The sequence below is a fragment of the Bacillus sp. PK6-025 genome (genome assembly GCF_056530265.1).
Genome location: NZ_CP096509.1, coordinates 2,843,553 through 2,869,577, shown reverse-complemented (window position 1 = coordinate 2,869,577; position 26,025 = coordinate 2,843,553). Strand labels below are relative to the sequence as shown.

The 26,025-nt window shown below is 42.4% G+C and carries 30 protein-coding genes; 23 read left to right on the top strand and 7 right to left on the bottom strand.

Annotated features, from left to right (window positions below; genetic code table 11):
* Positions 1 to 5: 5 nt before the first annotated feature.
* A complete protein-coding gene (gene nikA / locus M1D67_RS14730) occupies positions 6 to 1,628 on the bottom strand; it encodes a nickel ABC transporter substrate-binding protein (RefSeq protein ID WP_318601729.1) in 1,623 nt (540 codons plus the stop codon).
* A 287-nt stretch (positions 1,629 to 1,915) separates the two neighbouring features.
* Here nikA and M1D67_RS14725 point away from each other — a divergent pair, with 287 nt between their 5' ends.
* A complete protein-coding gene (locus tag M1D67_RS14725) occupies positions 1,916 to 2,965 on the top strand; it encodes an NAD(P)/FAD-dependent oxidoreductase (protein ID WP_020452334.1) in 1,050 nt (349 codons plus the stop codon).
* Positions 2,966 to 3,037: 72 nt separating this feature from the next.
* Here the strand turns inward: M1D67_RS14725 and desR are convergent, their stop codons facing one another.
* The 3 genes from desR to desA form a co-directional block, all read right to left on the bottom strand.
* Positions 3,038 to 3,637 (bottom strand): two-component system response regulator DesR, encoded by a 600-nt coding sequence (gene desR / locus M1D67_RS14720; protein ID WP_043926574.1) that lies wholly within the window; start codon positions 3,635 to 3,637, stop codon positions 3,038 to 3,040.
* Positions 3,638 to 3,656: 19 nt separating this feature from the next.
* On the bottom strand, positions 3,657 to 4,769 hold the full coding sequence (desK, locus tag M1D67_RS14715) for a two-component sensor histidine kinase DesK (protein ID WP_020452332.1): 1,113 nt from the start codon (positions 4,767 to 4,769) through the stop codon (positions 3,657 to 3,659).
* Between the two features lie 121 nt (positions 4,770 to 4,890).
* A complete protein-coding gene (gene desA / locus M1D67_RS14710) occupies positions 4,891 to 5,949 on the bottom strand; it encodes a Delta(5) desaturase DesA (RefSeq protein WP_035338410.1) in 1,059 nt (352 codons plus the stop codon).
* A 279-nt stretch (positions 5,950 to 6,228) separates the two neighbouring features.
* Between desA and M1D67_RS14705 the strand changes: the two genes are divergently transcribed.
* The 4 genes from M1D67_RS14705 (at position 6,229) to M1D67_RS14690 (ending at position 8,923) form a co-directional block, all read left to right on the top strand.
* A complete protein-coding gene (locus M1D67_RS14705) occupies positions 6,229 to 6,576 on the top strand; it encodes a winged helix-turn-helix transcriptional regulator (RefSeq protein WP_003183789.1) in 348 nt (115 codons plus the stop codon).
* Between the two features lie 185 nt (positions 6,577 to 6,761).
* A complete protein-coding gene (hxlA, locus tag M1D67_RS14700) occupies positions 6,762 to 7,388 on the top strand; it encodes a 3-hexulose-6-phosphate synthase (RefSeq protein WP_003183787.1) in 627 nt (208 codons plus the stop codon).
* A 2-nt stretch (positions 7,389 to 7,390) separates the two neighbouring features.
* A complete protein-coding gene (gene hxlB / locus M1D67_RS14695) occupies positions 7,391 to 7,948 on the top strand; it encodes a 6-phospho-3-hexuloisomerase (RefSeq protein ID WP_023855326.1) in 558 nt (185 codons plus the stop codon).
* Positions 7,949 to 8,533: 585 nt separating this feature from the next.
* Positions 8,534 to 8,923 (top strand): tautomerase family protein, encoded by a 390-nt coding sequence (locus tag M1D67_RS14690; protein WP_411202591.1) that lies wholly within the window; start codon positions 8,534 to 8,536, stop codon positions 8,921 to 8,923.
* An 85-nt stretch (positions 8,924 to 9,008) separates the two neighbouring features.
* Here the strand turns inward: M1D67_RS14690 and erm are convergent, their stop codons facing one another.
* Both erm and M1D67_RS14680 read right to left on the bottom strand, forming a co-directional pair.
* Complete coding sequence (gene erm, locus M1D67_RS14685) at positions 9,009 to 9,872, bottom strand: 23S ribosomal RNA methyltransferase Erm (protein WP_479831359.1); 864 nt, start codon at positions 9,870 to 9,872, stop codon at positions 9,009 to 9,011.
* A 276-nt stretch (positions 9,873 to 10,148) separates the two neighbouring features.
* Positions 10,149 to 10,193, bottom strand: coding sequence for an erythromycin resistance leader peptide (locus M1D67_RS14680; protein WP_105980607.1), 45 nt, complete (start codon positions 10,191 to 10,193; stop codon positions 10,149 to 10,151).
* 235 nt (positions 10,194 to 10,428) lie between these two features.
* Here M1D67_RS14680 and M1D67_RS14675 point away from each other — a divergent pair, with 235 nt between their 5' ends.
* The 14 genes from M1D67_RS14675 (at position 10,429) to M1D67_RS14610 (ending at position 21,436) form a co-directional block, all read left to right on the top strand.
* The gene (locus tag M1D67_RS14675; protein WP_315897772.1) at positions 10,429 to 10,548 is read left to right on the top strand and encodes a hypothetical protein; all 120 of its coding nucleotides are present in this window, start codon (positions 10,429 to 10,431) and stop codon (positions 10,546 to 10,548) included.
* A 255-nt stretch (positions 10,549 to 10,803) separates the two neighbouring features.
* Positions 10,804 to 11,511: a DNA alkylation repair protein gene (locus tag M1D67_RS14670; RefSeq protein WP_457982296.1), complete on the top strand. Its 708-nt coding sequence runs from the start codon at positions 10,804 to 10,806 to the stop codon at positions 11,509 to 11,511.
* A gap of 43 nt (positions 11,512 to 11,554) precedes the next feature.
* On the top strand, positions 11,555 to 12,151 hold the full coding sequence (locus tag M1D67_RS14665; protein WP_025811092.1) for a class I SAM-dependent methyltransferase: 597 nt from the start codon (positions 11,555 to 11,557) through the stop codon (positions 12,149 to 12,151).
* 460 nt (positions 12,152 to 12,611) lie between these two features.
* Positions 12,612 to 12,872 (top strand): metal-sensitive transcriptional regulator, encoded by a 261-nt coding sequence (locus M1D67_RS14660; protein ID WP_009327831.1) that lies wholly within the window; start codon positions 12,612 to 12,614, stop codon positions 12,870 to 12,872.
* A gap of 166 nt (positions 12,873 to 13,038) precedes the next feature.
* Complete coding sequence (locus M1D67_RS14655) at positions 13,039 to 13,521, top strand: DsrE/DsrF/DrsH-like family protein (RefSeq protein WP_101561122.1); 483 nt, start codon at positions 13,039 to 13,041, stop codon at positions 13,519 to 13,521.
* Positions 13,522 to 13,614: 93 nt separating this feature from the next.
* Positions 13,615 to 14,193, top strand: a complete 579-nt coding sequence (locus tag M1D67_RS14650; protein WP_212110779.1) for a sulfurtransferase TusA family protein — start codon at positions 13,615 to 13,617, stop codon at positions 14,191 to 14,193.
* 70 nt (positions 14,194 to 14,263) lie between these two features.
* Positions 14,264 to 15,394 carry an MBL fold metallo-hydrolase gene (locus M1D67_RS14645; protein ID WP_457982292.1) on the top strand — a complete coding sequence of 377 codons (1,131 nt, stop codon included), beginning with the start codon at positions 14,264 to 14,266 and terminating at the stop codon, positions 15,392 to 15,394.
* A 31-nt stretch (positions 15,395 to 15,425) separates the two neighbouring features.
* Positions 15,426 to 15,653, top strand: a complete 228-nt coding sequence (locus M1D67_RS14640; RefSeq protein WP_023855297.1) for a sulfurtransferase TusA family protein — start codon at positions 15,426 to 15,428, stop codon at positions 15,651 to 15,653.
* A gap of 54 nt (positions 15,654 to 15,707) precedes the next feature.
* Complete coding sequence (locus M1D67_RS14635) at positions 15,708 to 16,490, top strand: sulfite exporter TauE/SafE family protein (RefSeq protein WP_023855296.1); 783 nt, start codon at positions 15,708 to 15,710, stop codon at positions 16,488 to 16,490.
* A gap of 36 nt (positions 16,491 to 16,526) precedes the next feature.
* A complete protein-coding gene (locus M1D67_RS14630) occupies positions 16,527 to 16,862 on the top strand; it encodes a thioredoxin family protein (protein WP_039072872.1) in 336 nt (111 codons plus the stop codon).
* A gap of 21 nt (positions 16,863 to 16,883) precedes the next feature.
* The gene (locus tag M1D67_RS14625; protein WP_122934933.1) at positions 16,884 to 17,951 is read left to right on the top strand and encodes a PAS domain-containing sensor histidine kinase; all 1,068 of its coding nucleotides are present in this window, start codon (positions 16,884 to 16,886) and stop codon (positions 17,949 to 17,951) included.
* Positions 17,948 to 18,592, top strand: a complete 645-nt coding sequence (locus tag M1D67_RS14620) for a response regulator (protein ID WP_224146145.1) — start codon at positions 17,948 to 17,950, stop codon at positions 18,590 to 18,592. The genes M1D67_RS14625 and M1D67_RS14620 overlap by 4 nt, the downstream gene beginning before the upstream one ends.
* Before the next feature lie 158 nt (positions 18,593 to 18,750).
* Positions 18,751 to 19,950, top strand: a complete 1,200-nt coding sequence (locus tag M1D67_RS14615; protein ID WP_195257681.1) for an NAD(P)/FAD-dependent oxidoreductase — start codon at positions 18,751 to 18,753, stop codon at positions 19,948 to 19,950.
* 55 nt (positions 19,951 to 20,005) lie between these two features.
* A complete protein-coding gene (locus tag M1D67_RS14610) occupies positions 20,006 to 21,436 on the top strand; it encodes an MBL fold metallo-hydrolase (protein WP_096748249.1) in 1,431 nt (476 codons plus the stop codon).
* Positions 21,437 to 21,515: 79 nt separating this feature from the next.
* Here M1D67_RS14610 and M1D67_RS14605 read toward each other — a convergent pair whose 3' ends face one another.
* Positions 21,516 to 21,665 (bottom strand): hypothetical protein, encoded by a 150-nt coding sequence (locus tag M1D67_RS14605; RefSeq protein ID WP_156125050.1) that lies wholly within the window; start codon positions 21,663 to 21,665, stop codon positions 21,516 to 21,518.
* A gap of 374 nt (positions 21,666 to 22,039) precedes the next feature.
* Between M1D67_RS14605 and M1D67_RS14600 the strand changes: the two genes are divergently transcribed.
* The 4 genes from M1D67_RS14600 (at position 22,040) to M1D67_RS14585 (ending at position 25,958) form a co-directional block, all read left to right on the top strand.
* On the top strand, positions 22,040 to 22,885 hold the full coding sequence (locus M1D67_RS14600) for a MerR family transcriptional regulator (RefSeq protein ID WP_224067305.1): 846 nt from the start codon (positions 22,040 to 22,042) through the stop codon (positions 22,883 to 22,885).
* 241 nt (positions 22,886 to 23,126) lie between these two features.
* Entirely contained in the window at positions 23,127 to 23,696 is a 570-nt protein-coding gene (locus M1D67_RS14595; RefSeq protein WP_039072867.1) for a flavin reductase family protein, read from the top strand.
* Between the two features lie 364 nt (positions 23,697 to 24,060).
* The gene (locus tag M1D67_RS14590; RefSeq protein ID WP_101561114.1) at positions 24,061 to 24,753 is read left to right on the top strand and encodes a FadR/GntR family transcriptional regulator; all 693 of its coding nucleotides are present in this window, start codon (positions 24,061 to 24,063) and stop codon (positions 24,751 to 24,753) included.
* Entirely contained in the window at positions 24,750 to 25,958 is a 1,209-nt protein-coding gene (locus tag M1D67_RS14585; RefSeq protein ID WP_095290956.1) for a CynX/NimT family MFS transporter, read from the top strand. The genes M1D67_RS14590 and M1D67_RS14585 overlap by 4 nt, the downstream gene beginning before the upstream one ends.
* Positions 25,959 to 26,025: the final 67 nt, after the last annotated feature.

Sequence of the window (26,025 nt, the reverse complement as noted above, 5' to 3'; positions counted from 1 at the left end):
GCCTCCTAGTGTTGCTGCTTGATGCGAATCCCTGTAAGTGGATGTTCGTCACGATTGGCAGGGAACGTAAAGTTGCTGATATTCTTTTGATATATCGCCGTCTTTTTAATATAAGAAACAGGAACGATGGCTCCCTGGTCTTGAAGGGATTTTAAAATAGATGAGTAAAGCTCCTGCCGCTCTTTTTCATCAGTCGTTTGAGGTACCTTTGCCATCTGCTTGATCAGCTCGTCCTTGTTTGGATAGGCTGAAATCGCTTCATTAAATCCGAATCCTTTGGAGGAGACAATGTTTAAAAATGTGTGCGGGTCATAAGGCGCACCATAGTTGCTAAAGAAGTTCATATCAAACTCATTCGCTTTAAACCGTTTGACTTGGGTTGCCAATTCTACACCTTCAAGATTCAGCTTTACCCCGATCGCCGCCCATTCTGCCTGCAGCGTTTCGGCCATTGTTTTTTGAATGGATTCCGCTGAATCATACATTAAACTAAATTCAAGAGGCTTTCCGTCTTTCTCGCGCACCGTCTTGCCATTCGGAAGCTTCCAGCCTGCTGCATCTAATAGCGCTTTTGCTTTCTCTGGATCATAGTTGATTTGCTTTACATCAATATCAGACGTGTATGGGAAGTCTGTCGGCAAAATATGATCTGCTTTTTCTTCTAACCCGGAGGTGATGCCTTTCACCAAGGCTTCTTTGTCAAAACCATAGTGGAGGGCTTGACGCACGCGCTCATCAGAGAGCTGTTCTTTTTTCGTATTCATGACAAGCTGTCTCGTCGCCACAGGTTCAGAAAGGCTTGTTTCATATTGGCCTGTCGCTTGCAGCTGCTTGAATGCATCCAAACTGATAACGCCTTCGCCGTAAATGAGGTCAAGCTCACCTTTTTCAAATGCAAGCACCCTTGTTTCGGCGTCCGGGATGACTTTCACCTTGATTTTCTCGACTTTTGGCTTTTCACCCCAATAATGTTCATTGCGTTTAAAAACCGCATATTCATCAGCTTTATGCTCTTCCAATACCCACGGGCCCGTACCTACCGGTTTTGCGACACCCTTTGATGTATCGCCGTCCTTAGGGAAGCCGGCTTCTCCCAAAAACCGGACCGGCCGTACTACGGCTAGTTCCTGAATGGTCGGGTAATATGGTTCAGTTAATGTCAATTTAAATGTATGATCATCAATCACTTCTGTTTGGGCTATTTTTGAAAGAAACCCTAACCAGCTGTGTAATTCAGTATGTTTTAAAATGGAATCAAAATTCTTCTTCACAATTTTTGCATTAAACGTTGTCCCATCTGAAAATTTTACATTCTTACGCAAATGAAACGTATATACTTTACCGTCATTTGATATATCCCAAGATTCGGCTAAATGCGGTTTAAGCTTTCCTCCCGCTTCATAGGTAACCAAAGGTTCATATACCATCGACTGGGCAAATAATTGGGAAGGATTATACACATGCGGATTCATCTCGCCAATATCTCTAGGCCAAGCCATTGTGACCATGTTTTCATGCGTTTTCTCTGTTGAATTTCCTGAGGTTGTACATCCGGCCAATAAAATAGAAAAGGCGAGCATTAATACAAAAGTAATTTTAATTTTCGAACTAATCCTTCCGCTTATCATGCTTTGTTTCCTCCTAAATGAAGTTGATAATCATTTTCATTCTATGCAGGAAGCATACCCTTGTCAATGTAAGATATAGGAACTGCTTACATGCTGCGGAATGGGGAAGCGGCGGCATCCCGTGAAGAACGAGCGCAAAGAGGGAGAGGCGAAAATGAAGTGGCGAAGAATGAACTTTTTATTAAAATGGATTGTAAAAACGAAGCAATCAAAGTACACTTAATGATAATGATAATCATTTACGATTAAGGGTGTAAACTCATGACATATACCGGGAGTGAAGAGCGATGAGCAGAAATGAAGTGTTTGATGTGACCGTGATCGGCGGAGGTCCGGCCGGTTTATATTCCGCCTTTTACAGCGGACTGCGGGGAATGAAAACGAAGATTATCGAATATCAGCCGATGCTGGGCGGAAAGGTTCACGTATATCCTGAAAAAATGATCTGGGATGTCGGGGGGCTAACGCCGATTTCCGGAGCCAGGCTGATAGAACAGATCGTGCAGCAGGGGCTAACATTTCATCCTGAAGTGCTGCTGAATGAGAAAGTTGAATCGATTGCCCGCAATGAAGAAGGGTTGTTTGAGTTACATACGGCTGCCTCAGGGGTGCATCTGTCCAAGACGGTCATCGTTGCCGTGGGCGGCGGCATCCTCAATCCGCAAAAGCTTCAGATTGAAGGAGCAGAGCGCTTTGAAGTGTCCAATCTGAATTATACGGTCAAATCGCTGCAGCATTTTAAAGATAAAACGGTCATAGTATCAGGCGGCGGCAATTCGGCTGTCGATTGGGCCAACGAGCTCGAACCTGTAGCGAAAAAGGTCTACCTCGCTTACCGCAAAGATGCGCTCAGCGGGCATGAGGCCCAGGTGGATCAGCTGCTGAACAGCTCGGTGAGCTGCTTCTTCCATACACAGATTACCAAGCTGATCGCTTCGGAAGATCATGAGGTGATCGAACGGGTCGAGCTCACGAACGCTCAAACCGGTGAGGTGATGGAGCTGCCTGTCGACGAAGTGGTTATCAACCACGGCTATGAACGCGACACCTCACTGCTGGAGAACAGCCGGCTTCATATTACCAGGGTTGATGACTATTATATTAAAGGTACCGCCAACTGCCAGTCTTCCGTGCCCGGACTGTATGCGGCAGGGGATATTGTGCATTATGAAGGCAAGCTGCACTTGATCGCCGGAGCGTTTCAGGATGCGGCAAACGCGGTCAACAGCGCCAAGCGCTTTATCGATCCCGAAGCACACAAGAGTGCGATGGTGTCGTCACATAATGAGGTTTTCAAAGAGCGCAACCGCGAGCTTGTGAAGAAGATGTTCGTGTAGAAAAGGAACGTTTCCGCCGTGGGAGCGGCTGATTCGTCGAGGGGATCTTGGAGATATGCCAAGATTCTCTTTTTATTTAAACCAGCCTTTTTCCTTTGAACGGGTAATGGCTTCGATCCGATTTTTGACCTCAAGCTTTTCAAGAATCATTGAGATATAATTTCGCACGGTTCCGCTTTTGATGCTGAGTTCTTGGGCGATTTCTTTTGTGTTTTTTCCGTCAGCCACAAGTTCGAGCACTTCTTTTTCTCTATCTGTGAGGGGATTGGCCTCACTGTACATGTCTTCCATCAATTCAGGCGCATAGATCCGCTTTCCTTTCATGACGCTGCGGATGGCGCTCGCAAGCTCTTCGCTTGGGCTGTCCTTTAACAAATAGCCTTTAACACCTGCTTTAATGGCCCGCTGAAAGTAACCGGGGCGGGCAAAAGTGGTTAAGATAATAATGTTGCAGCCTGTATCCTTTAGTTCCTCAGCAGCTTCAAGTCCCGTCTTTCCCGGCATTTCAATGTCCATAATGCATACATCAGGCCGATGTTTTTTTGTGAAATCAACGGCATCCTGTCCGGTTGTGCCTTTGCCGACGACTTCCATATCATCTTCTAAATTCAGTAGTGATCCTAAAGCGCCCAAGAGCATCTGTTGATCTTCCGCAATAAATATACTAATCATGCAAGCCATCCTTTTTTGTTTATTTTGAGTTATTAGGAATTGACATGGTAAGCTTGGTGCCGTTTTTTGTATCAATGTGAAGGCTTCCGTTTGCAAATTCAAGCCGTTCTCTCATGCCAAGCAAGCCGTGTCCTTTTGAAAAGTACTTCTCTTCACCTTGAAACGTTCCATCGTCAGTCACTGTAATGACAACTTCCTTCCAGAGCTGCTGGATGTCAATGCGGCAGGTTTTAGCCTGACTGTGCTTGACGACATTAGTGACAGCTTCCTTTAAGCACATGCTCAATATGTTTTCATTAAGCAATGAGATATTTTCCGGCAATTTTTCTTCTTCATAGATGAACGCAATGTCGGCTGCTTCGAGAATTTGTTTGATGTTAATCATTTCATCCTTGAGCCGAATGCCTTTCATGGAGGATACAATTTTTCTGACTTCATTTAAAGAAGTTCTCGCAGTTTGCTGAACGCTTTTCAGTTCACGCGCGGCTTGATCGGGATCTTTGTAAATTAATTTTCTCGCCAAGTCGCTTTTTAAACCGATCAGAGACAGCTTTTGTCCAAGTGTATCGTGGAGGTCGCGGGCAATCCGCTGCCGTTCTTCTAATTTTACCAAATTGGCAATCCGTTCATTAGCATACTCGAGTTTTTCTTCGAGGCGTTCGCGCTCCTTGCGGCTTCTAATACTGAACGGCAATAAAATCGCGCTGATGAGGGTGATGACCACAAAAGGAATTTGTGTCAGGAAAAATTCCTTTTTTAACACGAGACTGAAGTTGGCAGCGACGGCTGCGCTTATTAAATGAACGTAATATAAAATGTGAAAAGGGGCTCGTTTTTTTATGTTCCCTATAAAATACGCGATAAAAAAAGCAAAATAAATATAGCTGAACAGCATAATCGAGGCGGTTGAAATGCCGATTAATATAAACGCCCACAAATAAATGTCCCAGCCTTTTGAAACAAACGCAAATCTGTATACCGCAAAAAATAAAAGTGTCAAAATGATGCCGACGACGATGACAAGGGTAGATGATGATTGCATGATAAAGTAGAAGGGCAGGATGAAAAATATCGTCCATATATACGGCGAGATCCCGTTAAGTTTTTGAAATGCAAAGTGCTTTTTGAACATGATATAACCTCGTTTTCAGCTTTTCATCTTTAGAGTAACTTTACCATTGCCTGAGCCGGATTGCATCATCCGACAATAAATAAGGAAGCCTTCTTGTTGATATAAGAAGACCTCCTCATCGTCAGGCGTTCTTTCGCAGCTTCTGTTTTTCCGTTGAATCCTGCGGAAGAGGGGAAGATGTTTGTTTCATGTCCCGAAAGGTTACAAACTGCTTTTTTTCTTCATCCCAAAGCCGGAACGCGAGTGATTGCAGGCTTGTTTTTAAAGTGATGGTCGGGACGTTTTTTAGTGGTTCGTGCTGCTCATGTGCGATTTCAAGTTTATAGTTAGGCACCTTTGGGCTCAGATGGTGAACGTGGTGGTACCCGATATTGCCTGTAAGCCATTGAAGCAGTTTCGGTAGTTTATAAAATGAACTTCCTTCCACAGCCGCCTGAACGTAGCTCCAGTTTTCATCCGCTTCAAAATAAGAATCTTCAAATGTATGCTGAACATAAAACAGCCAGACGCCGATCGAACCTGAGATCAGAAAGATCGGACCCTGTACGAGCAAGAACGATTGCCAGCCAAAGATCAGGCAGCAGACAGCAGCCAATGCCGCGATTGCAAGGTTGGTAAGATATGTGTTCACACGTTCCTTTCGTCTTGCACCTTTTTTGTTAAAGCGGTTTGTGATCAGAAAGACATAAATCGGTCCGAGAATAAACATGATAAACGGATTTCTGTAAAGTCTGTATGCGATTTTTGTGCGTAGAGGTGCGGCTTTATATTCGTTTACCGTCAGCAGCCAGATATCGCCTGTTCCGCGTTTATCCAGGTTGCTGCTTGTCGCATGATGAATCGAATGGCTGTGCTGCCATTGAAGATAAGGAAATAAAGTCAGAACGCCTGTCAAAAAGCCGAGAATATGGTTATGGCGCTTTTGTTTGAAAAAGGATAGATGGCAGCAGTCGTGAAAAATAATGAAAATTCTCGTCAAAAACCCTGCGGCAATCGCCGTTATTCCTAAAGTAAGGAGATAGGAGACATCGAGGCTGAGATAGGCAAGAAACCACAGTCCGAAGAAAGGAATAAACGTATTGAAGAGCTGAATCAGACTGTTTTTGGTATCAGGCTGGGCAAATGCAGCAACCTGTTTTGTTAACTGTTTTTGTTTGTGTGTGGTGGTTTGTTCAGTCATAGTAAAGTTATCCTCTCATAAATGGGTCTTAAGTTAAGTTTACGGCACAGAGAGATGTCTTTGTAGTAGCACACATCATGCTTCAAACATGACACTTGTCATGTTTCCTTCACCCGAATGGATAAGAAGATTGACAATGTCATGATGGGCAAATCCGCATGATGATATGGTGAATAATGGAATCTGCAAAAACGCGGTGATTGATTAGTTAAACAAAGTTCTTTTACAATGATGTGATAGATGTTCATTGTTTAGTCATTTCATAAGGAGAGAATTCATATGTCACGAATGGAAAATAAAACATTTAATTGTGAGAAGGAGCTGACGCTCAACATTATCGGCGGAAAGTGGAAAATGCTGATTTTGTGGTTTTTAGGAAAAGAAGGTACGAAAAGGTTCGGAGAATTAAAAGCTTTGATGCCCGGCATTACGCAAAGAATGCTGGTGAATCAGCTGCGTGAATTAGAAGAGGATCATATTGTACATAGGGAAGTATATCCGGTTGTTCCCCCAAAAGTTGAATATTCCCTAACAAAACAAGGAGAAAGTTTAATGCCTATATTAGAGGCGATGTATGAATGGGGTAAAAATTATATAGAAACGAACTTTTCAAAAGATGATGAATAGAATGATTGACTTTAAGATACTGTTTTGGAGACAGTATCTTTTTCTATACCATATGAGGAAAAGTATAGTATGTAAAAAAAAAGTGCGTACTATTAATGGAATTTTCCCCTTGTTATACTCTTGATGTAACAAAATATGAAAAGAATAATCCGCGGAATTCTTAATTCAAACAGGAGTGATTGTAAGTGGAATTACAGTTAGCATTAGATTTAGTCAATATACCGGAAGCCATCGAAGTAGTAAAAGAAGTAGAAGAATACATTGATATTGTAGAAATCGGTACGCCGGTTGTGATAAATGAAGGACTCCGTGCAGTGAAAGAGATGAAAGCCGCTTTCCCGAATTTGAAAGTGCTGGCAGACCTTAAGATTATGGATGCGGCGGGGTATGAAGTGATGAAAGCATCAGAAGCAGGAGCCGACATCATCACCATTTTAGGGGCTGCTGAAGACATGTCTATTAAAGGCGCTGTAGAAGAGGCGAAAGCGCAAGGGAACAAAATCCTGGTGGATATGATTGGGATTAAAGACATCAAATCGCGTGCTAAGGAATTGGATGAGCTTGGTGTCGATTATATTTGTGTCCATACCGGTTATGACCTTCAAGCCATTGGCCAAAATTCATTTGAAGACTTAATGACGATTAAAAATGTTGTGAAAAACGCTAAAACGGCTATTGCAGGCGGAATTAAATTAGACACACTGCCCGAAGTCGTTAAATTAAAACCTGATTTGGTTATTGTCGGGGGCGGTATTGCAAATCAAGACGATAAAGCTGCGGCAGCCGCAAAAATGAAGCAGATGATCCAATAAACATGAAGACTTATGATTATGTAAAAGCGATCATCGCAGAGCTTGATCATGCAACGTCTCAAAATCAAGCGGAAGGTATAGAAGACTTAATATCCACTATCTTGTCTTCTGAAAAAGTGTTTGTTTCCGGTGCAGGCCGCTCCGGTTTAATGGGGAAATCATTTGCTATGCGATTAATGCACATGGGGATCAATGCGTTTGTAACAGGGGAAACCGTAACACCGGTATTTACCGAAAAAGACTTGCTTATCGTGGGCACGGGATCAGGGAAAACAGAAAGTTTGCTTCATATGGCGGAAAAGGCAAAAGATATCGGAGGCACTGTAGCGACAGTTACGATCTCTCCAGATTCGCCGATAGCTGAAATATCTGACCTGATACTGCAGCTGCCCGGCTCCCCAAAAGATCAAACGACAGGCAATAAACAGACGATACAACCGATGGGCTCGCTTTTTGAACAGACTCTTTTATTGTATTATGACGCTATCATATTGCGAATCATGGAAATGAAAGGGCTGAATACTCATAACATGTATGGAAATCATGCCAATCTTGAATAATAGAAAATCGCCATCCGTAATCTTGGATGGTGATTTTTTTGTATACAAATCTGTTTTTAATATATCATTTACATCTATATTATATTTTTAAAATGTGGATAACGTAAACTGGAGCAGGGACTAAATGGATATATGAAGAAAGGAGCTTATTATGCTTACAAGTTTTAGCTTGGTTGGGTTTATCCCTTTATTTGTTTTTATTATTTTCATCATATTCGTGTTGAGAAAGCTTGTCCTTTTTTTTTAGAAATAAGTAGAGTGTTGATAAAGAAGGAGGCGGTCTTCGTAATTTCCGCCTTAACCGCATTCGATTTCATTTGACTGGAAGACAAAAAAAGCGTTTTCTGATCATATTATTGTCATGTTTTGATGAACTATTATGTACATACTCATCTCCTAAAGAACAGGTGTCAACTAATTTTTAATAATACAGACCTTATATCTTCGATACTGATAAAGCAGATGAAAAGATTATCAATTGTTGAATATATTTTGGTTATGTGTTATGTTTTTATCAAGTTAACAGACATCATTTCTTGTTATTTTGCTAACGAAATTTAAAATGATCAAAAAGGGGATAAACAAATGCCATTATTACGTTTCGATCTAATAGAAGGCCGTGATGAACAAGCATTAAAAAAATTATTAGATACCGCACACGATGCGATGGTAGAAGCGTTTAGCGTTCCGGAGAAAGACCGCTATCAAATTGTCCATCAGCATCCGGCGAATGAGCTTATTATCCAAGATACAGGCTTGGGATTGAATAGATCAAAGGATCTGGTTGTGATCAGCATCACCAGTAAAACAAGAACAGAAAGCCAAAAAGAGAAATTGTACGCTTTACTTGCTGAAAAGCTTGAAGCGGAATGCGGCATTTCACCTGAAGATGTCATGGTGTCCATCACAGAAAATGGAGATGCCGATTGGAGTTTCGGCCTCGGCGAGGCGCAGTTTTTAACTGGAAAGCTGTAAGCGGACAAAAGGAATGTTGACAGGGACATCTGAATCCCTCCAGAAATAGCTAAAGCTGCTGACGGGAAGTCAGCAGCTTTTTTCTTTATATTTCTCCGGGTTTTCGCTTATTTGCTCTTGGCCATTTGTGATGCATTACATACTGAGTCATCGTGTAAAAAATAACCGCCCATTGGTTTTCGGTGAGCGTTCCAACGGTTTTTTCATTGTTGATTTTTAGACTTTTTCTTAAGTGTTTCATTTGACGCGGGGTAAAAATTCCGCGTAAAGCAACACAGAAAGGGGCTTGCGGCTCCTTTAGCGCATATTCGGCAAGCCCCCGAAACGCAATGTAATGTTTATGTGATAGAGGCGCTTCTTTTTTTCGTGTTATTCTGACCATTGCCGAGTCCACTTTTGGAGGGGGAGAAAAATGCTCTTTCGATATTTCTCTGACAATGCCAATATCAAACCACATTCTCCAAGCTAAAACATAGGAATTTTTAATCAATTTTGATGTGAAACGTTTAGCAGCCCCTTTTTCCATTACGATGATCCCTTTTTGAAATCCGCTTGCAGGATTGTTCAAAAGCATTTTCATGATGGGGGTTGTGATGGCATAGGGAATATTAGAGACCACCACAAACTTTTCTTTTGGTAAATGAATCTTCATGATATCTTGATGAATAATTTTCGTATTTGAATGTTGTGCCGTTTTACGTGTGAGTATATCAACGAATTTAGAATCGTTTTCCACTGCCAATACCTTACCGGCTTTTTGACTTAGCACAGTTGTCAAAGCCCCTTTTCCCGCTCCTAACTCTAAAACCGTATCGTCTATGCTAATATTTGCCCGATCCACAATTTCTTCAATTAATTTTTTATTATGCATCAAATGCTGTCCGGAAAAATTCGGATATTCCCCGCGGTTTAACTTTTTTCCTCTGTACTTATGATTTTTTTTCTTCATGTTTCCTCTTCCTCTCATCATAAAAAATCACAGGCGGTCTGCCTGTGATTCAGAGTAAAGGGAAGAGCCATCCTTTAAGGATGAAGCCGCGGTATTTCCATAACCAAATAAGCCTTTCTCAGCCGTTAGAAAAAAAGGATTAAACAAAAAAGAAAGGCAGAACGATCCGCCTTTCTACAAATTACAAATTTTATATGCAAATTGAAGATTATTAAAAAAGGACAGACTGATCCCGTTTACTCTGCATACACAAACAGAGCCTTTGAACGTATTTAATTACTGGTTCAAAGTTGGGAAACGAAGTCTCATTGAGTGTGTCATTTTTTAATAATCCTCCTGAAAAGTTAAAGTTACGATCTCATTGTAGGGCATTCTTTGGAAAACGTCAACGTCTGGAATTTTCTTCTCCTTACGAATATCGCAGGGGTTAACCAGGCAGTGTTAAGAATAGGAGTCTGCTAACATTGAAATTATAGATGTGATTGTCTATAATTCAAAATACAAATCGTAATATTTATGATTTGTAAATAACTCATAGAAAAGTGGTGCAATAACATTGAATCAGTCATTCGCATTCTCACGGCATCGCAGACTGCGCTCAACACCGGGTATCCGGGATTTGGTAAGAGAAAATCGGCTTTCCGCTGACGATTTCATATATTCTCTGTTTGTCTAAGAGGAAAAGCGGTCAAAAACAACCCCTTTCTGCTTGTTAAAATGTTTCACATAATAAATATAAATGATATGCAGGGGAAATTTAGTTTTTATCAGACTTAGAAACAAAACAGCCGCTAAAAAAGATGAGGATTATGATGTACCGTTTATGGAGAGCAAAAAACAAATAAAGTTGATTTGTATTGATTAGATGAAGCGAAAGAGCATGATAATGGAATCAAAGAAATGAATTTAATTTACAGAGGGAAGTGAAAGCATGGATTTTGAAACGGTTATGAAGGAACTTGAAGCGCTGGGTACGGAAAATATGAAAAAAAGATACATAACGAATGGTGCACACGATCCGCTTTTTGGTGTGGCTACAGGCAAAATGAAGCCGCTTGCAAAGAAAATCAAGAAAAATCAACCTTTGGCGCAGCAGCTTTACGCTACCGGGAACTACGATGCCATGTATTTTGCCGGCATTATTGCTGACCCAATCACAATGACTGAAGCGGATTTTGAGCGGTGGATCGATGAGGCGTATTTCTATATGCTATCTGATTATGTTGTTGCAGTAACTTTGGCAGAAACCGATTTTGCACAGGCTGTTGCTGATAAATGGATCTCAAGCGGTGAAGAGCTTAAAATGTCGGCAGGCTGGAGCTGTTACTGCTGGCTTTTAGGTAATCGACCGGACGATGAATTTAATGTGACCAAAATTGCCGGTATGCTTGATCAGGTGGAACAGGCGATTCACGATTCTCCGGATCGAACAAAATCGGCTATGAATAACTTTATCTACACAGTCGCGATTTCATATTTGCCGCTTCATGAAAAGGCGGTTGAAACCGCAAAAGCAGTAGGCCCGGTCGAACTCAGGCGAGGCAAGAAAAAAGGCAGTATCCTGAACGCTTCCAAAAATATTCAAATGGATATTGATAGAGGCCGTCTTGGTTTCAAACGGAAATATGTAAGGTGTTAGCATAGTTTTAGTAAACCATCTAAAAATAAATAGGAAGTGGAATATGGAAAATAACGTTTTTGAACAGATGGCAAAACGATATGATACAGAAGAAAGAATTGAATTAGCAAAAGTGATCGTGAATGAAGTAAGACAGGAATTGCGAAATAGTCAATCAAAATCTTTAATCGACTATGGGAGCGGTACGGGTCTCATTAGTTTAGAATTATCAGATTTAGTACATTCTATTTTGTTGGTCGATTCATCAAAACAAATGCTGGAGGTGGCTAATGCTAAAATTTCTCGCAAAGGAATCGCCAACGCAAAAGTGCTTTATTCAGATTTTACCGAAGAAACTCCTGAACTGAAGGCAGACATCGTTTTAATGTCACTCGTCCTTCTTCATATTCCGGAAACGGATAAAATTTTACAAGAATTGTTCGGTGTTTTAAATAATGGCGGAAAGCTCATGATTATTGATTTTGACCAAAACGATAAAATTCAACATCCGAAAGTTCACAGCGGTTTTTCGCACGAAGAATTGAAAAAAAGATTATCCGATGTTGGATTTAAATCAACTGAAATGAAGACATTCTATCACGGCCATCGTATTTTTATGAATCAAGATGCTTCAATGTTTATATCCAGCAGCATAAAGTGATTTCTTGTTTTTTGAAAAGAAATAGCGGAAGCCGGAAAACGATCCGGCTTTTTCTGCATCCTTTTTCTTTCTCCGCCCGGTAAAGCTCATCAAACATCTTCATCCGCGATCTGCGACACACAGCTCATGAAATCCCAAGCTCTTTCGCCCCTGACGCTGAAGATATCGCTGTATTTTTTAATTTTAAAGGAGTGCTTATTAATACTTCCCTTTCCTTACAGGAGCCTAAAATTTGATTTATCCTCAGCAGTTCAGTATATTATACATATAGGGGTATATGTATGTTATGGGAGATATTCTTCCGGTAGGATAGGCTGTTTTGTACAAAAAGTCATCACAGGCTGGATTCTTAACGAATATGACAGAAATGCAGGACAGTTCATATCCGCATAGTAACGGTTTCGCGAAACTGTTGATAAAAATGATATGCTATCATCATAAGAAAATGGGAGGTAATCTGATGGAATACGATGATCAATTAAAAAATAGGATCAAACGAGTTGAGGGTCAAGTTCGAGGGATATTAAAAATGATGGATGAAGGAAAAGAGTGTAAAGAGCTCGTAAGCCAAATGTCAGCGGTTCGTTCCGCATTAGATCGCGCCATTGGTGTTGTTGTCAGCAGCAACTTGGAGAAATGCGTTCGCCTTCAAATCGAAAGAGGAGAAGATACCGAAGACCTCATTCAAGAAGCCGTTAATTTATTGGTTAAAAGCAGATAATGTTTAGATGGCTGTTGTTTATGATACAACCTCTATATACCCCTGGTTAAAAGAAAAATTTTTTGCTGTTTTTATACCCTCTAGGGTATAAAAAAGCTGACTTATATTTTTTTAGTTTATTATATACCCATGCGGGTATAGGTATATAAAATAGGAGGGTTGATCTATGTCAGACCAAAAAGAAAAAACGACCATTGTTTTATTTAGCGGTGACTTAGATAAGGCGATTGCCGCTTTTATTATTGCAAATGGCGCCGCTGCTTATGATCATGAGGTAACAATTTTTCATACATTTTGGGGCCTTAACGCTTTAAGAAAAGATGAACCGGTGCCAGTAAAGAAAGGGCCGCTTGAAAAAGCGTTCGGCTTCATAATGCCCCGGGGTCCAAAGAAATTCGGATTATCTAAAATGAATTTTGCCGGTATCGGGCCTAAAATGATCAAACATGTCATGAAAAAGCACGGCGTGTTGTCTCTGCCTCAGCTGATTGAAATGGCCCAAGAACAAGGAGTTAAGCTTGTTGCCTGTACAATGACAATGGACTTGTTAGGCTTGCAAAAAGAAGAACTTATCGATGGTATTGATTATGCAGGAGTTGCCGCATATCTCGGGGATGCCAACGAAGCAAAAGTGAATTTATTTATATAACGGTCTCCAAATTAAACGGTGCTTTAAGGAATATGGTTGCCGGAGCGATCAAATGGAACCGTGATACAGAAAATGAGTATGGAGGGATGATTGATGAACATCAAATCTAACCGCGTGTTAGATGCAAAGGGGCTTGCTTGTCCAATGCCCGTTGTAAAAACGAAAAAGGCCATTAATGAGTTAGAACCGGGGCAGGTAATTGAAGTGCATGCTACTGATAAAGGGTCTCTTGCTGATATACAGGCATGGGCAAAAGGAAGCGGCCACCAGTATCTCGGGACGACAGAAGACGGAGATATATTAAAGCATTTTCTTCGTAAAGCAGGTCACTCGGAAATAAAGAAAGAAAAAACGTTTCCTTATGTGATTCAAAATGAAGAACTTCAAAAAAAGGTAGAGGCGGGAGAACGGATAACAGTCGTTGATGTTCGGGAACCTGCAGAATACCGTCTCGGCCATATTCCAGGAGCGATTTCAATCCCATTAGGTGAACTTGAAAAAAGAGCAAATGAACTGAATAGAGACGGGAAAATGTACGTTGTTTGCCGTACAGGTAATAGAAGCGATCTGGCAGCTAAACAGCTTGCAGCTAACGGCTTTAAAGACGTTGAAAATGTGGTGCGGGGAATGGAGGAGTGGTCAGGGCCTATTGAAAAAGGATCAATAAATTGAACGGCTGCAAAAGTTGCGACCACTGCAACATGATGCCAATGAGATGCTAACAATCTAAGGAGGTTTAGAAGTGGACTTTACAATCATTTCACCAAAAGAAGTAACCGAAAAGCTATTAAGAAAAGAATCGTTTTTTATTTTAGACGTACGAAATAAAGATGCCTTTAGTGATTGGAAAATCGAGGGCAGCCGGGTTGAGCATTTAAATGTTCCGTATTTTGATTTAATTGATGGTGTAGATAAGATTGCAGGCCAAGTTCCTAAAGATCAAGATGTTTTAGTGGTTTGTGCCAAACAAGGGTCTTCAGAGATGGTTGCACAGCATTTAGTGGATGCCGGTTTTGAAAGAGTTTTTGCGCTTGAAGGCGGCATGAAGGCGTGGAGCGAATTTTTACATCCAGTAAAAATAGGAAACTTGAAAGAAGGAGGCTCAATCTATCAATTCGTAAGAATGGGGAAAGGCTGTTTATCCTATTTTATTGAGACTGACGGAGAAGCGATTGTAGTTGACCCTGCTCGTACTGTAGACGCATATATAGATTTTGCAAAAGAGAGAAACGTTACAATTAAACATGTGGTCGATACACATTTACATGCGGATCATATTTCTGGCGGACGTTTACTGCGTGAGCGTACAGGAGCCGCATACTACCTGCCGCCAAAAGATGCAGAGGAAGTGCGATTTTCGCATGAATCGTTAATTGAAGGTCATGATGTTTCGATAGGAAACACAAGCATGAAAGTGGAGCCTATCTACTCACCGGGCCATACGATCGGAAGCACATCTTTAATTGTTGATAATCACTATTTGTTAACAGGAGATATTTTATTTGTTGAATCAATCGGCCGGCCAGACTTGGCTGGAAAAGCCGGGGACTGGGCAGAGGATTTACGTAACACGTTGCATGAAAAATACAAACAAATATCAGGTGACTTGATTGTTCTTCCAGCTCACTTTTCGACAGTCAGTGAATTAGGCGATCAAGGGCAGGTTCAAGCTAAGCTGAGTGATGTATATAAAAAGAATGCCGGTTTAAATCTGGATGAAAATGAGTTCAGACGTGCTGTATCAGAAAACCTGCCGCCACAGCCAAATGCCTATCGGGAAATTCGGCAAACCAACATGGGCAGAATAATGCCTGATGCTGACAGACAAAGTGAGATGGAAATTGGACCAAACCGTTGTGCGGTTCATGGATGAATATAGATTTGAAGATAGGGAGAGATAAAACATGAAATCAGATAAAGTCATAGATGCTAAAGGATTCGCGTGCCCGATGCCAATTGTGAAAACAAAAAAAGCGATGGATGAATTGCAATCCGGAGAAGTGTTAGAAGTACATGCCACTGATAAAGGGGCAAAAAGTGATCTGACAGCATGGGCGAAGTCAGGCGGTCATGAGTTGCTTCAAGGTACTGAGGAAGATGGTGTACTAAAGTTTTGGCTTAAAAAAGGTTAAGGTGATAAAAGGGGGGACTATTCCCCTTTTTATTGAAGAAAAGGGGGAAAGCCGGTGGACATCTCTTTTATTCTTCTCATATTTTTCATCGGATTTGTTGGCTCTTTTATGTCCGGAATGCTTGGTGTCGGCGGGGCAATAATTAATTACCCTCTATTATTATATATTCCTGTGTTATTAGGGTTTACAGGTTTTAATGCTCACCAGGTTTCAGGTATTGTCGCAGCCCAGGTTTTTGTTGCAACATTTTCCGGTGTATGGGCTTACCGGAAAGACGGTTACTTAAATAAAGAACTGATCTCCATCATGGGATTAAGTATTTTGATCGGCAGTCTGATCGGTGGTTATGGGTCACATTTTTTCTCTGAAGACGCCATAAACCTGGTTTACGGATTATTGGCGATTATCGCTGCCATCATGATGTTTATTCCAAAGACAGGAACAGAAGCTCATCAAAGTGATCACGTTCGCTTTCCAAAGATATTAACCTCAATCATGACTTTTGCAGTCGGTTTGACTTCGGGCATAGTCGGTGCGGGCGGAGCTTTTCTGCTTGTTCCGCTCATGTTAGTCGTTTTAAAAATACCTACACGAATCACAATCGCAACATCGCTCGCAGTTACATTTATTTCATCGGTTGGAACAACAGCCACAAAGCTTATATTCGGACAGGTGCCCATTTTACCGGCTTTGATTGTAATGGCTGCCAGTCTAATTGCATCCCCGATCGGTGTTTTCATTGGCAAGAAAATGAATGTCAAAGTTCTTCAAGGTATTTTGATATTCGTTATTTTGCTTACAACAGTGAAAATTTGGGTTGATATCTTCCGTATTTAAGGATTTCTGTATGATCCGTTTTGAAGGAGGAATTGGATGAAAGAGGCTGTAGAACTAACTTCAATGGTGTCAATTGAGACATTTATAACTGATCATCAATTAAGTTTTATATATATATCAAGACCTCAATGCACAGTCTGTCACGCTGTTCTGCCTCAGCTTAGAGCGCTGTTGGCCCGCTTTCCAAAGATCAAATTAGGACATATAAATGCTGACATAGTGGAGGAGGTTGCCGGCAGGTTTTCAGTTTTCACAGTTCCTGTGCTTCTTTTGTTTATTGAGGGAACCGAATGTCTAAGAGAAGCGCGTTTTGTTCATTTTGAACAGCTTGAACAGAAGCTAAAAAGAATCTATCAGTTGTACGAGGAATAGATAGCTGAGGGAGGGGCCATGATGTGTCAAAAACCGACTTTTTTTGAACGGTATAAAGAAGAAGGAATCTCAATGGAAAGCGGCTATTTAAGGCAGATCTTCGACCACTTGCAGGATGGAATCATCATGATGGATCAGGAACGCAGAATTCTGGTGATGAACCCGTCCGCAGAGAAGATGACGGGATGGAAATTAGGGGACAAGGTTCCGTATTGTTCCTACTGCCAAACGAGAAAATTGGAAGCGGGAGAAGAGCGTTGTTATTTGCTGGCCAAGCGGGAAGTTCCTTATTTTCTTTCTTCGATGCCCACCTATGAAGGGCGATTCGTCGACATGGAGATGAGTACGGCTGTCATTTCTGAAAACGGCGATCAAATGGAAGTTCTTTTGGTTCTGAAAGATTTAACGATAAAGAAAAAGGAAGAGGAAGCGCGGATCTCCAAGCTTGTTCTGCAAAAAACGCTAGAAACTCAGGAAAACGAACACAAGCGGCTGGCCCAGGAACTGCACGATGGCGTAGGGCAATCGCTTTATTCGGTTTCAGTAGGTATTCAAGCGATTCAATCGCGCATGGAGCAGGAAGAAACATTTAGAGAGTACATGCAGGAAATCATCGATGAATTGGAAAAGGCGATCCAAGACGTCAAGCTCTACGCTCTCCAGCTGCGGCCGCACAGTCTCGATCAGCTGGGGCTGATTCCTGCTGTCGAGCACCTTGTGTCCAGCTTAAACAAGACTCATCAGGATGTTTCTATTACGTTTGCCTCAAGCAATGTCAGCAATCGCTTGCTGCCGATTTTTGAAATCAATTTGTACCGAATTATTCAGGAGGCGCTGCATAATGCCCTGAAATATTCGCAGGCGACACTTATTGAAGTCATACTGCACAAAGAAGACGGCGAGCTCGTTTTGATCATTCAGGACGATGGCATTGGTTTTGAACGCGGGCTGACAGAGGAAGGCCTGGGGTTCAAACATATGAAAGAGAGAGTCGATCAGATGGATGGAAGTCTTCGAATTCACTCTGCACTTCAGAGAGGAACGACGATTAAAGTGAAAGTACAGGACAAGGAGGGGAAGGGGGAGTGATCAGGGTATTGCTGGTCGATGACCACATGATGATTCGCAAGGGCATCCGTGTCCTTTTGGAAGGCTTTTCTGGAATTGAGATTGCGGGAGAAAGCAATAATGGCAACGAAGCCGTTCTTAGCGCCGGACAGTTGAAGCCGGATGTCGTGCTGATGGATTTGTCGATGCCAAACGGGGTGGACGGATTCACAGCGAGCACTGCGATCCGAAAGATGAACCCTTCTGTTAAAATCGTGATTTTGACCATGCATGATGAAGAAATTTTTATCCAAAAAGCGATAGAGGCGGGGGCCCATGGATACGTCTTGAAAAACAGCCATTATCAGTTGCTTTATCAGGCAATTGTCGAAGTGTACAGGGGCAATCTCTTCTACAAGACATCTGTATCGCCAGACATCATTGATCAATGGCTGAATTCAGATTCCCAAAAGCCGCCTTCTGTTTTAACTGTTCGCGAAAAGGAGATTCTCAGATTCATTGTGCTGGGTTATGCCAATAAGGAGATTGCCGATAAACTCTCAATCAGCGTCAAAACCGTCGAAAATCATAAAACAAATATGATGCAGAAATTAAAACTGGACTCGAAACACGAATTAATCCAATATGCGATCAAAAACAAATATCTCGATCTGACGTTCTAACATACTGCCTCTTAACCTTGGCAGCTTGGGAAGACGGGGCTCAAATAAAAGTAGGGGAGTTCCCCTATACAAAAAAAGGAAGATGGATGGTAACTTAAAAAACGAGAGACACATCTTTAAGACAAACAGCAACTTTTTAAAACAAAAGGTGGTTGACTATGGCAAGACAAGCTCGTTATACCATTGTCATTGTAGGAGCAGGGACTGCTGGCATCTCTGTCGCCGCCCGTCTCGTCCGGGCTTCTAAAAAACTCAAAGGACAAATTGCCATCATTGACCCGCAAACAAAGCACTACTACCAGCCTTTGTGGACATTAGTCGGAGGCGGCGCAGCGAAGAAGGAAGAGTCCGAGCGCGAATTAGCTTCCCTGATTCCTGCCGGGGTAGACTTGATCGGCGATGCTGTAACAGAGTTTCGCCCGAATCAGAACACACTTCTTACAAAACAAGGAACGATCGTTTCCTATGATTATCTCGTGGCAGCAGCCGGTTTGCAAATCGATTGGGACGGGGTCAAAGGCTTGAAAGATGCGGTTGGAAAAAACGGGGTTTGCAGCAACTATTCATATCATACGGTAGACAGCACTTGGGAAAATATCCGCAATTTCAAAGGCGGAACCGCCATTTTCACTCATCCTGATTCTCCCGTGAAATGCGGGGGAGCTCCGCAAAAAATTATGTATTTAGCAGACGACTATTTTCGCAAGTCAAATGTTCGCAATCAATCGGACATGATTTTTGCATCGGCGAAATCAACCATTTTTGATGTCACCAAATACGCAAATGCGCTCGAAAAAGTCGTCCGGCGCAAGGATATCCAAACGATGTACAAGAGAAATCTAATCGAAATTCGGCCTGATTCAAAAGAAGCCTTGTTCGAAAACTTGGATACGGGAGAGCAGGAAGTATTAGCATATGATCTTCTTCATGTGACGCCGCCGATGAAAGCGCCTCTATTCATCAAAGAAAGCGCATTGGCGGATGCCGGCGGCTGGGTCGATGTTGATCCGTACACTCTGCAGCACAAAAAGTTTGCCAATGTTTTCGGAATTGGTGACTGTGCCAACCTGCCGACGTCCAAAACAGGGGCGGCTGTTCGTAAACAGGCTCCGGTTGTGGTGCGAAATCTGATGTCCTTGATCAAAGGATCTTCATTAGATGCAAAGTACGATGGATATACCTCGTGCCCCTTGGTTACAGGGTACAACAAACTCGTGCTGGCCGAGTTTGACTATCATAAGGTGCCGCAAGAAACGTTTCCATTTGATCAGTCCAAGGAACGATTCAGCATGTACCTGTTAAAAAGAAGATTGCTTCCCATCATGTATTGGAATGGCATGTTAAAAGGACTGATGTGATGCGAACTCAAAAAAGGATATATTTCGATAAATGTTTCAAGAGGGGGAATACAACATGTTATTGCGCTATTTTTACGATGAAAAACTGGCCCATGCATCCTATCTGGTTGGCTGCCAAAAAACAGGGGAGGCAATTGTCATTGATCCCGGCCGCAATCTGAAACCATATTTGCAAGCAGCCGAAGATGAAGGGCTAAACATCACAGCGGCCGCAGAAACCCATATTCACGCCGACTTTGTTTCCGGCGCTCGCGAACTCGGTGCTACACATCAAGCGAAGCTGTATCTTTCCGATGAAGGAGACGCAGACTGGAAATACCAATATGTCGATGAATTGAACCATCAACTTGTAAAAGACGGCGATCGCTTTTCCATCGGAAACCTGATGTTTGAGGTTATGCATACTCCCGGCCATACCCCGGAAAGCATTTCCTTCCTGTTGACGGACGGCGGAGGAAATGCGGATCGTCCTATCGGCATCTTTACAGGAGATTTCGTCTTTGTGGGCGACATCGGCAGACCCGATTTGCTCGAAAAAGCGGCGGGAATCAAAGGAACGTCAGAATCGGGAGCAAGAGAGATGTTCAAGTCCCTCGGAAAGTTTAAACAACTCCCGGATTACTTGCAGGTTTGGCCGGCTCATGGCGCAGGCAGCGCTTGCGGCAAGGCATTGGGAGCCATTCCAACTACGACTGTCGGCTACGAAAAGATGTTTAACTGGGCAATGGCATACACCGATGAAGAAGAATTTGTTAAAGCCTTGCTTGACGGGCAACCTGAACCGCCAAAGTATTTCGCTGTGATGAAACGAGTAAATAAAGAAGGTCCTGCATTGCTCAAAGATCTTTCTGCTGTTTTAGAGATTACTTCGATTGAACAAGTGAAAGATTTGCAGGGAAAAGAGCAAATTGTGGATACCCGCTCTTCCCGAGAATTTGCTGAAGGGCATATCAAAGGCACAATCAACATTCCATTCAACAAGGCGTTTACGAACTGGGCTGGCTGGCTCATCGACTACACTCGTCCTGTATACTTCATAACGAATCCGGCCGAAGTGAACGAACTCCTGGAAGCGCTGCGCTCTGTGGGCATTGACAATGCGGCAGGGTTTATAGATCGGGACAAAATCCTGGCAAGCGGTGCTTTTTCACTTGAATCGTACGCGGAGATTACACCACCTGAAATCGCAAAATTAGTCGATGACGGATTCGTGCACGTGCTTGATGTTCGCAATCTGACTGAATGGCAGGAAGGTCATATTCCGAATGCACAACACATCATGTTGGGAACGCTTCAAGAACGTCTGGATGACATTAGAAAAGACTGTCCAATCCTTGTGCAATGCCATTCCGGAGCCCGATCTGCAATAGGGGCCAGCATCCTGCAAGCTAACGGCGGTTTCAAACAAGTTTTGAGTTTGAGCGGCGGCATTGTCCAATGGCAGAAAGACGGTCTTGCCATTTCAACCCCTTGCAGCGGATTTTAATGAAAGAAAATTTCTGCTCAAGTCATGGAATAAAGAGTCAAGAGGCCGATATTGTCTTACTCCCGGCCTCTGACTGATATTATTTCCGCTTTTCCTTCTCCGTCCGATCAAACCTCTGAAACATTTCCACAGCCCCGCTTCTTCGCGTTTTCTCTGCCTTCGGATCATGGCCGACGATGACTTCTTTTTCTCTCTCCTTATGGATGTCGATGTATGATTCACTTTTCAAGTTTCATACCTGAACTTGCTGGTGACGATGAAGCTTTCGTTTTCCGACCCTGAGGACATCGTAAGGGTGATTTCGTTGCCACTCGACGGTTATTCGTTTTGTACGGATAAAGAGACCGTTCAGGGAGAGTTTATGGTCATGATCTGTATACAAGTTCAGGTGGCGGATTAAACATTGCACTTGGAGATGGCTTAGTATGTCGCATATCTGTTGTTTTTTCCAGCACAATCCCTGAGAATACGGCTATATTCAAGACTTATATACACTCCATCGACCGCGAAATTGCTATAATGTGGTTAATTTCCATTCGCATTTCGGTGATCAGAAGAACCATGAACATAAAGAATAGAAACTAAAAAGAAAGGATGAGATTAATGAAGGAATATTTTTCAATCGGGGAAACAGCCCGTCTAAATAACATTTCTATTCAAACATTGCGCTATTATGATAAGATCGGAATTTTCAAGCCTCAATGTACAGATCAGGATAATGGCTATCGATATTACCATGTTAAACAGTTCTTTTATTTAGATATTATAAAATATCTCAAATCTATTAAAACGCCGTTGGGAGAAATTAAGCGCATGATCTCACATACATGTACCCCCGAACTGATGCAAGCCTTTCTTGAGGAGCAAGAAAGCGTGATTGAGCGTGAGATGGAAAGACTCGAATGTGCCAGGCAATTGCTTCAAAGAAGAAAGAACCAGCTTCATGAACAATTGGAGATCCGCACTAAAAAAGAAGAAGGTCTAGTTTATGTTCGACATATAGGAGGCCAAACCATTTTAAAAGCAACGGCACCTCAAGTGAATCCTCATGACCAATCAGATTTGTACTACCGAAAATTGGCTGAAGTTCTTGAAGAAAGTGGAGATATCGTTGATAACTATTATGGACTGATTTATGATTTAAAGCCTTATAAAGATTCCGGTGACATTTATTGCAACAGCGTTTATACGACGATTTATGATGGAGTAAAGATAGATACAGGGGAACAAAACATGAGGTTAGATACAATCCCATCCGGCGAATATGTATGTATTTCATTTGATTGCACGGCAACAAATTATTTTGACTACTATCAAAAACTGTACCATTTTATTGAATCACATGGTATTCAAACGGATGGAAAAGTATATCAAGTTTCTTTTCCAAATAGCTATAACTCATTAAAAGAAGAAGACTTCCTCACAGAATTTAGAGTGCGGAAAAAATAACAATCCCCTTGACCCTATAGTTGCTATAGGGTTTATGATTTATGCATCGTTCTGATGAATATTCGAAAGGGAGGATGTATAAAAATGGCAGAAAATAAGACGCTTCGGTTACTCATGCCAAAAAGCCTGCTGGAAGCCCATTTATTAAATTCTAAACGAATGGTTCATCTGAAGAAGTACCTGGCGACTTAGATGTGTGCCTCTCAAATTTAATGAATCTAAAACAAAAGGAGCGATGAAGATGAGAGCACCGATAGATGAACCCATTTGGTACGCTTACCCTGGAATGGTAGCTGTCGTTACGGCTCAATATAAAGGTGAAAAAAACGCAATGGCTTCCGGGTGGCATACGTATATTGGATCTTCTCCCGGAATGTATGGGATATCGATAAATAAAGAGACATATACTTACAAATTGATTGAGAAAAGCGGCGTTTTCGGTGTGAATTTTCTTCCGGGGAGATGTTCGGAACTCATTCAAGCATTAGGCACCCATAGCGGCAGAGATTTAAATAAGTTTGAAGCATTTCATATTCAATACGAAGAAGGACTAAAAGCTGAGATACCGATTTTAACTGATGCGTATTTCGCTTATGAGTGTAAAGTACACAGTGTTTCCACTTTAGGCGATCAAGAGTGGATTGCGGGAGAAGTTTTACAGAGATATCAAGATCAAGAGCTTTTCTTAAAAAATGGTATGCCGAATTTAGAGAAATTGGATGTTCCGCTTCATATTGGAGGGGCCAGCTATCGAATATTAAATAGTCAAGCAGAGGAGCGTCAACACGTTTTTTATCCCAAAACTGATTGAAACATTCAGGTTTCTCCGCATAGAGTAGAGGAAACCAATCAATGAATGTATCTGCAGCGGACTCCGCTGGAACTCATTGACTTATACGAAGTAAAAAAGAGACCAAAGACCGCAACGCTTCTCTTTAAGAAGGCTTTGCGGTCTTTTTATATTTGTAAGGCTCAATTCATTTTACCCTCCAAAAGGTATTTAAATTTCCATTTGCAGACTATCTGTTTTTGTTTTGGGAAAATTGCAAGTTAAAATTCATCTTCATTAATCCTATTATTAAGTTGCTTTTGTTGTCTTAATTTCATAGGCATGATAAAATTCCAAATAACCAAACATCCTATGTTTGATAAATGCATTACAGGAGGATAGACATATGCTTCAGAAAACAAACCGGCAGACGCTGGTTGAGCAAGTCGCACTACAAATAGAAAGTATGATCGAATCTGGTAAGTGGGGTGTCGGGATGCGCATTCCTGCCGAGCCGGAGTTGATGAACGAGTTGAATGTTAGCCGCAATACATTAAGGGAAGCAATTCGGGCATTGATACATGCGGGACTCTTGAAGACGAAACAAGGTGACGGAACTTATGTCTGCTCTTCAAGTGCCTTGGGAGCCGTGTTGAAAAAACGCATTTTGCGATCAGATACGCTGCAAACATTAGAAGTTCGATATGCACTCGAACGAGAGGGAGCTCATCTTGCTGCACAACGCAGAACCGATGACGAGGCGCGCGACCTTCTTCTTCTGCTGGAACGCTGCGAGGCAGCGGCAGAACTCGGTGACATTGATAGCTTTGTAGCGGCCGATATTGATCTGCATCAAAATATTGTCAAGGCATCTCATAATGAAATATTGATTGAAATATACAGCCATATCGCCGAAGCGTTACAAGATTCGATCACAAGCCTGACCCGTTATGAAGTAGATGCGGATTTCTTGGAAATGCACCGTCAACTGGTCGAAGCGATTGTTGGTCAAAACGCTGCTCGTGCCGTGGAAGCAGTTCATCGCTATATCGGGGAATCGAAGGATGTTATTGCCGGTGAAGAGGGGGAGCGGCTATGAGCGTACAAAGTGGTACAAAGCCAACTGAGGCAAAGCTTTCGTTCTCATTGAGTTTGCCGATCATCATAGGCATTGTCCTTATTTCACTGACGATGCGGTCACCGCTGACATCGGTAGGCCCACTGGTAGGTTCGATTCGCGAGTCCCTTGGATTATCAAATACTGCGGCAGGCTTGCTCACGACATTGCCGTTGCTTGCTTTCTCGCTTCTTTCCCCCTTCGCACCTATCTTGGCGCGCCGCTTCGGGATGGAACGGATTATACTTTATGCCTTGGTTCTGCTCATGATAGGTATCGCTGTCCGCTCTCTGTCCGCAACAGTTCCTTTGTTTGCAGGCACCGTTTTGCTTGGGCTTGCGATTGCGGTGTGCAACGTGCTAATTCCAGGTCTGGTTAAACGGGATTTTTCTCATAATGTCGGTTTGATGACAGGACTGTATTCAGTATCGATGAATTTATGCGGTGCGATAGCCTCCGGTGTAAGCGTCCCGCTCGCCCGCAATCTCGGTTTTGGCTGGAATGGCGCACTTGGAATCTGGGGTCTGCTCGCTCTGATAGCCGCACTATTCTGGTTTCCTAAAGTGCGGGCGAGTCACGCGTCAGCCGGAATAACAACTAGCGGTGCGTCGACGCGGCGAAGTCTGTGGCGTTCACCGTTGGCATGGATAATTACACTTTTTATGGGATTGCAGTCTTTGCTTTTCTATGTATTGATCGCTTGGTTACCTGAAGTCATGACAAGCCGGGGCTTGAATGAAGACAGCGCTGGCTGGATGCTATCGTTGTTTCAATTCGCTTCGCTTCCCGTATCATTCATCGTACCAATCGTTGCGGGACGCATGAAGAACCAGCGTTTGCTGGTTGTCATCATGACTGTCCTGTTTTTTGTTTCATTAGGTGGCCTTTATTTCGGCGATAATGCACTTATTTTGTTATGGACAATTTTACTCGGAATTGCTGGGGGATGTGCGTTCAGTTTGGCTATGATCTTTTTAAGCTTGCGGACGAAAGATGCCACCGATGCGGCTTCTTTGTCTGGTATGTCCCAATCTGTCGGATATTTGCTGGCTGCAACAGGACCGACCTTGTTTGGTTTGCTCCATGATGTCACGGCAAGCTGGAATCTCCCAATATTACTGTTGCTTATGGTCAGCATTCTGCTGTTCATATTCGGTCTGGGCGCGTCAAAAAATCAAACGGTATAAAGGGCTCTGTTTCAGCAAAGCTCTTGCTGAAAGAGCTCATGAACTGCCCAGAATAAATAAAAATAAA